Consider the following 8,441-nt stretch of genomic DNA (forward strand, 5'->3'; position numbering starts at 1 on the left):
CGCCGGCAAATCCTCAAACAGGCTCGCGCTCAGCGGCTCTTTGTCTGGCTCAGGTTGCGTCGTCATGCCGGCATTTTCAGCCAGTCGCACGCTGATCCGGGGTGGGTGGGAGAAAAACTCTCAGCCTCTCAGACTAGCAGAACACGAACTGCAGGCCGAAGAGGTTGAATTCGCCTTCTACGGCGGCCTGTTCAGAGGCGCGGAGATTGTTCGCTCCGCGAGTGACCCAGGCGCTTCGAGCGATGAAGACGGCTTCGATGAGGAGCTATGGACGCAGATCTGGCGCTCGGCCGCCGAGGACAAGCCAGGTCAGGTGTTTTCCCCCGACGACACAGTGCGCGGTACGCCCGCGGCTATTCAGGCAGCGCTGAATGCGCTATCCCGATTGCCCTACTTCGCCGGACTTGCGATGAGCGCCGCACGGGGCGACCTCACGCAATTACGTCGGTATATGCGCGAACCCACCATCAGGCAGAAAGCGCAGGACAGCGTCAATGCCGTGATCACTCCGCAGACAAGGGTCCTGGTGGCGCACTCTCTCGGGTCGGTGGTTTCGTATGAGGCCCTGCACCGCTTCGCGACGACGCCCAACTGGTCGAACGTCAACACCTTGGTTACGCTAGGATCTCCACTGGGCATTCGCAATCTGATCTTCGACGCGCTCGATCCGGCTCCTCACAACGGGCGGGGCCGTTGGCCGGTGCTGCTGCAACGCTGGACCAACATCTCCGACGATGGCGACGTCGTTGCGCTTGAGAAAAAGCTCTCGACGAGATTTGGTGAACGCGTGGTCGACATCGGCATAGACAACGGAGTCACGTCGCACCACCTCTCCCCCTATCTGAGTGCGGCCGCCACTGGAAGGGCCATTGCCAGTGGGCTCTGACCCGGTTCGACGCTACATCGTCGGGATCGGCGTAGGCGAGTACGACTTGCCGCAGTTGCGGCTACCGCGGGTCTCATCCGACGTCGATAGCATCGTGGGCTGGTTCGAGCGACACCCTCGCTTTGTCCACGAGCGGGCGCTGCCTGAACTGAGCCTCAATCCGACCTGGGAGCGCATGCAGTCCGGTCTGCGCGGGTGGCTCGAGGGACGCACTCCTGCCGACGTCGTGGTCATCTACATCGCGGCCCATGGTGAGTACGAGGGCGGCCGGGCCTACCTCTTCGGCAGCAACACCCCGCGGACCAGTCTGGCCGGAGCCGCGCTCGAGGCGCAGACGCTGGGTGCGATGCTCGGTCAGTTCCGCGCCCACAACGTGCTGATGATCATCGACGCGTGCGTTGCGGGCAAGCTGGCGAGCCAGATCCAGCGTGCCGCGGAGGATGCGGCAGACGAGCGCAACACCCGCGAGCCTCAACGCGCGTGGGCCCAGGTGATCCTGTGCAGCACGTTCGGCCGCGACCCGGCCTTGGATGGGCGGTTTGCCCGGGCTTTCATCGACGTCGTGAACAGCGAGAAGTGGACGGGGACGACCCGACCCTGGGTCGACATCGATCAGTTGATGCGCGGAATCAACGAGGAGCTTCGCAACATCTCTGCGCCCCAGGTGGCCGAGCGCAAGGTGTGGGGACCGAGTCCGGCCGAGCTAATTCCGAATCCGAACTTCGCCACACGCCAACTCGGGGTCCTGGTGGCAGAAGAGGAGCTGACGGCACACTTCGATCCCTCGGCGCGAGGCGTCTCGCGAGGCGAAGCGGGCATGTTTTTCACCGGCCGAGAACAGGAGCTCCGACGGCTGTGTGGCTGGCTGTCCAGCGCCCGGGCAGACACGTCGGCGAGTCGGCTGATGGTCATCACCGGATCACCGGGCAGTGGCAAGTCAGCCCTGCTGTCGCGACTGGTGATGCTCAGCGACAAGGAGCTCCGGGCTAGCGTTGGTGACCTCTCTTCCCTGCCCGCGGGCACGCTGCCGCCATTGGATGCCTTCGATGTGGTCGTCTGGTGCCACAACAAGTCTGCACGGCAGGTCGTGGTGGAGATCGGCAAGTGCCTGGGAGGCGAGGTCGAGACCACGAGCTCGCTGCTCGAAGCCGCCCGAGGGCAACGGTTGAGTTTGGCCATCGATGCATTGGACGAGGCACAGATCGGCCAAGCCTCGATCCTGGCCACCAAGGTGATCGCCCCCTTGGCCAAGATTCCTGGCGTCCGGATGCTGGTCGCCACTCGGCGCAGCCCGGTTCGCGTGGATCAGGACAGTTCCGACTTGCTGAAGGACCTGCAGGCCGAACCGGCTCAAGTCCTGGCACTCGATCAGTCGCGAAACACAAGCCAGGACATGCACACCTACGTCCAGGCGCGCCTGACGACCGGAACAGGGGCTGCCTCGTCGGTCTACGATGCCGATCCATCGCTGACTGCGAAGGTGGCGACGCGGATCGTGCAGGCCGCTGGAGCGTCGTTCCTGATCGCCGCTATCACCGCCAAGACGCTTGCCGCGTCCGACTCGGTCGCCGAGCCACAGACCCTGAGCCTGCCCACGGCGGTCGGCGACGCCATGGCGGGATATCTTGACAGACTGGCCAACCCGGAAGCGGTGCGCGACATCTTGCGTCCGCTGGCCTGGGCGCAGGGAGCTGGCCTGCCCTGGGGAGAGCTTTGGCCGCGGATAGCAACCGCACTTGCCACCATGGCTTCGAACGGACTAGATGAGTCGGCTCCTCCCCCGACATACGGGGACGCCGACGTGCAAATGGCCCTCGACGCCGCTGGCGACTTCATCGTGGAGTCCGTCGAGAACGGCGATCCGGTCTATCGCCTATTTCACGAAGCATTGGCCGAGCATCTGCGCGGATCCCCCTCAGCCGATTCCGAAGACATGCTCGCCCGCGTTACCGCTTCGGTAGAGAGCAGCGTCGCAGCCCATGCCGTGATTGCCGACGCACTGGTGGAACACATGGGCGGTCGACCGTGGACGACCGCCCCGCACTACGTCGTCGCCCATCTGAGGACGCACCTCCTCATGTCGTCCAAAGATGCTTCTGCGCTGGTCGAACTGGTCTCGGATCCCCTGTGGGAGCGCGCGCGCCGCGAACTGTCACGAGGCGTGACGGCCTGGCTGGAGGATGTCGACACGGCCCTCCTTGGGCTCATGGCCAACGATGCCAACGACGCGCGGCAGGTGGGCCTGTGCGTGCTCTACGCCCGGAAGCTCGCAACGGCGCCCCTGCCAATCCTCAATGTCCTTGCACGGACCGGGCAACTGAAGCGAGCGGAACTGCTGGCCAACAATCTGGCCACAGCGAGTAAACGCGTCCATGCGTACTGTATGCTGGCTGCTGCCTATATGGAGGTGGCGGATGCCGACTCTGCGAGGCGCTGCCTGGATCGCGCGTCGAGCGCTGCCGCCGTCGTCGAAGGCACGCATCTGCCCAGGGCCAAGTACTACTTAGTCGATGCGCTGGTGGCCTGCCGGCAGCCCGACCGAGCCTGGGACGTCGCCTCGGAAGCTCTACAGGCAGCGCTGGAATCGAAGCGGCATCTCGAGTCCGCAAATGACACATGGGACGTACCCAACGCCTTGTTTTGGGCGGCCAAGGCCCTGCGACGGATCGGCGACACCGAGGGCCTGGCGGCGCTCCACCCTGAATTGGCAGGCCTAGTGCGATTTTGCAATCTGACCCTTCAGTTCGCTAGCGTGATCGGGCATCAGGAATTTCTCAGGGCATGCCTGAAGACGCTCAAGGAGGAGTTGGATGCCGGCCACCCTAGCAGTATCCGCCCGGGCAACCTTGCGCTGGCACTTGCGGATGCAGGAATGTCGGCCGAGCTGGACGAATTGATATCCCGCGTGAGTCCGAGCAGTCCAGCCGCTGCGGGCGAGGCGGATGCCCAAAAGCGTTTCGTCTGGGGCCTCGCCATCGCCACACGCATGACGGAGGCTTTGGCGGCGCTTGAGGAAATAACCGTGCTGGAGGAGCGTTTGCTCGCCGCAATCAAGCTCGCTGAGCTGGCGGCGCAACGAGGCGATGCTGGAGTGCTGAGTCACTTGTCTGACTGGGCCATGTCGGACACGACGCCAAGAGAGGTCGCGCACGAGGTTCTGGCCGCACAGCTGCTATGCCTCACGGGCCACCATGAGGCGGCACTCCTCATCGTCGAGGACACATTGCGTCGGCCTGACCTGTCGTCGGCCTCGTCAGGTCATCGCTCTTCAGCGAAACGTTCATTGGTCGCGGATACAGGCAGCATCGACGGCTCCGAGATCGTCCCTCGCGTGGCGGCGATGCTCGCCGAGCATCGAACCGAGGAAGCGATCAGCTTCGTCTTGTCATTGGCGTACCCGGTCACATCGAAAGAAGGGATCCCGCGCAGCCCGCATGATCGCGGCCCGCAAGTCGTTCCAGCCGAGCTGGCCAGCGCACTGCGCCTGATTGCCACTCATGTGAGCGACCCCCAGACGCGACGGGACATCTGGTTCGAGGCCCTTCGGCAGGCGCGCTTCGCTGGCCACGTCAGCCTGTCAGAAGTACTGGCGGACGGCCCGGACACCTTCCATTCAAGCCCCGGACCGCAATGGGAAATCGTAGAAGAGGAATTGATCGGTTTGGATCGCCGCTGGGAAATCGAAAGCTTCTCGGAGCAGTTCGACACCCTGCGCAGTGCCTTCGGCTCCGGCTTTCAACGGACCACGCGCATGACCAGTCTCATGTTGGTGCCGCGTCGGCAGTCCGCGCATTGGCGACCCGAAGAACTGCGGCGCGCCGTCCAGGACGGGCAGCCGGCCCAGCGTGTCTTCGCGCTGGGTCTGATGAGAGGCAACCCGGCGCTGGTGGACCCCGCGCTTGTCATCGCCGCCATCTCGCAGTCCCACAGCGCTTTCGAGCAGTACCAGGCGCTACGAGTCGCACAGGACACACTGGGGAAGTTTCAGCCGGAGCATCGCCAGGCGCTCGCTGAAGCCTTGGCCGCGGAGCTTGCAGATGACGGTAGCGGCAGGGGCCAAATCGGTGACGATACGTCCAGGCGCCGCATCGCATGTAGCTTGCTCGAGCAACTGGGCGTGAAACTGAAGACTTAAACGGCGCCACCATTTGGCGCGCCATCCTGCAGCCCCCATTGCAACGACTCTGGTTGTAATATTGGTGCCACATAGCAACCGGCGATTTCCGCTCTGAAGACGGGCATTTCTGCGGAGGAGATCCCTTGTCGATCACGACTGCCGTGGCATCGGCGACGCCAGTGGAGCCGCTTTTGCCGGTAGCGCACCTCACTGGCTACCGGTTCTTCGAAGCGAATATGTCCTCTCGGGCATTGCCACTCAACAGCAAGTGCCCCAGGCTGGGGCGGCCGGCCACCTACTTTTTCTATGGTGCGCCGTTCTACCGCCTCCCGCACAAGGCTACGTATGAGCTCGACATCGAGGAAGTCGATGACTTGCCGGTAGCCGTGCTGATACCGCCCGAGCAGATGAGTGGTATAAGGACGGAAATTTATCCGTTTGACACCGGTGCATGGGCCAGGGGCTTGTACGAGGGCCTACTCCCTAAGAAGGATGATGGTGCAAACCTTGACGACTTTGTGACGGAGTCCGCCGATGCGCCGACGGATGCGGCAAGGCTAGTGGAACTGTTGTTCGGCACCAATCTCGCGTATATCCGAGGCACGAAGATTGCTTCTCGATCTGCTGACGCGGGCGACTTCGTGCATGCTGTCAAGACCTTGCACCAAGCCAAGCTCAAGGCCGACATTCGACGGCGAGCCATCGAAGTCATCGCCCTGGAGCCAGTACCTTGGCCTGCAGAGGGTTTGGTGGTCATCGGTCCGGAGTACCAGATAGCGCGGCGAAGGAAAGGCAAGCCGGAACTCGATCAATTGCTCAATTCGCGAACAACGACCGTGATCTATTATGCGGACATGTATCCCTTCTCGCCCACGAGCGAATCGCGGGCGGTGCTAGAATATGCCGTTAAGTGGTTGTCCCAGCAAGGCTTTTTGCCGGATGTGTCATGACCCTTGTCGGATATCTAAATCGCAGCAGGAGTTATCCGTCGCCACTGATTGCGGTCGGCGCGGACGGTGACGGCCTTTTCGCGGTCTATCCCTCCGGGGACAAAGTGCGTCTGCGTGGCGTCGAGTCGCTCGAAGCACTGAGAAAGCGCGATTCATTCGTACCCGCGCCGTCTGAAGACGGAAGTGTCCCGAACCTCGCCTTCGGGATTTCACCCCGGCAAGTTATTGCGGGCAAGCAGACCGATGTGGGCCGATTGCTCCGCTCCTACGTTGCCCAGCAGGGACCGCTGGTCCAGGGTGACGATGTGGAAGCGATCCGCGCGTTCCTGCTGTCGATCGGAGAGTTTGCGGGGCGAATCAACGCGCGTGAACTGCTGGACGTGCTGTCCGGCAAGCGGCGGGTGACTGCGAGGATCAACGAACGGCGGCTTCGACGCAGCAAGCTGTCTGCGCAGACCCTCGTGGTTCAACTGGAAGGCAAGCGCCAGACGAAGACTCTATATCGCAAGGGCCTGCCTCACGGAAATCAGCCCGCAGACGTTCAGATCCCGGCCGCCACGATTGGCTTTCTCCAGCAAAGGCTCTTCAATTGATGCCCTGATCGACGTACTACGCAAGGCAAGGGGAACAAGGCCATTCGTGGAGGCGGCCTGCAGAACCTGAACGCCGCAGGGGCGCCGAACGCCTGATCTGGGACGCCCCGCGAGCCATCAAGGCGCCGTTCGACCAACGGCTGGTGGTTGGTCCGTCGAGCAGCCACTGACCGCTGTAGCCGGGGGTCGACCGGCCGGTATGGGTCGGGTGCGTGAGTCCGACGCTGTCGGCAGCGGTCATTGGGCCATCCAGACTGCAGGTCGAGTGCGGGCGATGTCGGCAGTACCTCCGACACCGGCCATTGGCGAAGCTTCAAGACGGGGAGTCCATTGACCGCAATGGAACCGAGACTGTGAGTTGAGCGGCCCCCCCTGGGCGAGCGACCGGTAACGCTGCACACTTGACATCGACCGCGTCAGCTCGAACGCCACACCGGTCCTCCGATATTGGGCGGCAGCTATGCGCCGCAGACCTGCCGTTTGGCGCCGTCGGCTGGCCGATCCCTGACGGCCATGAACGGTCGGTCGCGAACGTCAGCTACGAGCCTGTGGTGCATGGCGTCAGAGCGGCTTCACTGGGGTGTGCCAACACTGCCGCATTCGCAGAGAACCGTTTGGTGGACGGCCTACGCCCCGCTTTGAATCTGCCGCTCGGTACAGAAACTGCACAGGACCTTGGTCTTTTCTCCTACTGGAGTGCGGCGTGAGCGATGAGCTCAAGATACGGAGAGGTATCGGAACAGTCTTGCATGACGTTCGCGCCCATTGACCGGCGCATATCCGCGACTGCCATCTTGGCATCGAAGTTCCAAGCACATATTCACCTTCTCATTCCTCCTTCACTTCGGCATCTTTCTGAGGCGAAGCCTCTTTCCCACCTGCCTTAGTTTCGGGTTGGCTTTCTCCTGTCAAGACTGGCTCGGCTGGTTCTTCTTTCACAGATGATGGCGCATCTTTCTTGGGCTTATTTTGGGGCGGATCCGGAGGTGTAGCCCAGTAATCCTTTCGCAAGTTTCTGCCGCCTTCCATCGTGCGACGCGACGCCGCATACATGAAATCAGGGCCGTCAGGAGCCCAACCGCCCACCATCAATACTCGACCCAGCGGTAGTTCCAGACATTTCATGAGGTCACCCTCTGGAATGTCTTCAAGTGCAAGCATCTCGCGCGTGGCTATCATCGATGATTTGGAGCTGAGCTTCATAACGGCGCGATTTTCACATTCGGACACGACAAGCGGATCAAGTTTGTCAGGCCTTTGGCTGACTAGTATCAAGAAGAGCCCGTACTTGCGCCCCTCTGCGATTATGGTGCGGAACTGTTCTCTAATCGCGGCCTCTGCTTGGCTTCGAGTATCACGTGGCACAACGTTATGTGCCTCATCGACAACTACGAACGTGGGAACGCGAAAATCTTCGTTTGGTCCTTTTGCAAGTGCTAAGTCCCATGCCGCACGGGAAGCTTCCCATTCGGCTTCTATGCAAGCACTGATAGCTAGTAAACGGGTTTGTATTTGAGGTATGGATGGCAGATCTATAATTTCAATTCGAGAGCGGTTATCTTGTTTGTTGGATTCAGACGATATCCCGGTCTCGACTACACCTGCTGACCTAAATCCACTTAGCTTACCAAAATAAAAACGCCTAGTGTCCTCGCTAATGTACCGAGCTGCAGTTATTGCTCTCTCGACACTTCGTTCAATCGCGAAGGTGACCTCACTCCTTGTGGAGCCTTTAAGCCCGAGCCTAAATGTCCCATCCCGTGTGATCATGTGCCAATCCGCAGCTGGCCGCTTTTCCGAGCCAGAGACCTTTTGCGGGGTGTTATCGAAGCCTTCCAACACGAGAAAAGCCAGTGAGTCGAGTCCATCCGCAAGCCCGAACGACGCCGCGCACG

5 protein-coding genes are annotated in these 8,441 nt (G+C 61.6%); 4 read left to right on the forward strand and 1 reads right to left on the reverse strand.

Translation table 11 applies throughout. The features are described from left to right. The 4 genes from AC30NL_RS03850 to AC30NL_RS03865 form a co-directional block, all read left to right on the forward strand. Nucleotides 1-886 (forward strand): lipase family protein (locus tag AC30NL_RS03850; protein ID WP_489462690.1); only part of this gene is annotated, 886 nt, incomplete at its 5' end. After that, nucleotides 876-5,021: a hypothetical protein gene (locus tag AC30NL_RS03855; protein ID WP_489462691.1), complete on the forward strand. Its 4,146-nt coding sequence runs from the start codon at nucleotides 876-878 to the stop codon at nucleotides 5,019-5,021. The genes AC30NL_RS03850 and AC30NL_RS03855, both read left to right, overlap by 11 nt. A gap of 125 nt (nucleotides 5,022-5,146) precedes the next feature. Beyond that, on the forward strand, nucleotides 5,147-5,953 hold the full coding sequence (locus AC30NL_RS03860) for a hypothetical protein (RefSeq protein WP_489462692.1): 807 nt from the start codon (nucleotides 5,147-5,149) through the stop codon (nucleotides 5,951-5,953). Next, entirely contained in the window at nucleotides 5,950-6,546 is a 597-nt protein-coding gene (locus AC30NL_RS03865; RefSeq protein WP_489462693.1) for a hypothetical protein, read from the forward strand. Before AC30NL_RS03860 ends, AC30NL_RS03865 begins: the two co-directional genes overlap by 4 nt. An 828-nt stretch (nucleotides 6,547-7,374) precedes the next feature. Here AC30NL_RS03865 and AC30NL_RS03870 read toward each other — a convergent pair. Continuing rightward, a partial coding sequence (locus AC30NL_RS03870) for an ATP-binding protein (RefSeq protein WP_489462694.1) occupies nucleotides 7,375-8,441 on the reverse strand: 1,067 nt, incomplete at its 5' end.

Origin of the sequence: Rhizobacter sp., assembly GCA_021153565.1 — a bacterium.
Taxonomy (GTDB): Bacteria; Pseudomonadota; Gammaproteobacteria; order Burkholderiales; family Burkholderiaceae_C; genus Albitalea.

What these genes read in the sequence shown, in the direction of transcription:
- AC30NL_RS03865 (WP_489462693.1), top strand. Translation starts at nt 5,950, where the DNA reads ATGACCCTTGTCGGATATCTAAATCGCAGCAGGAGTTATCCGTCGCCA.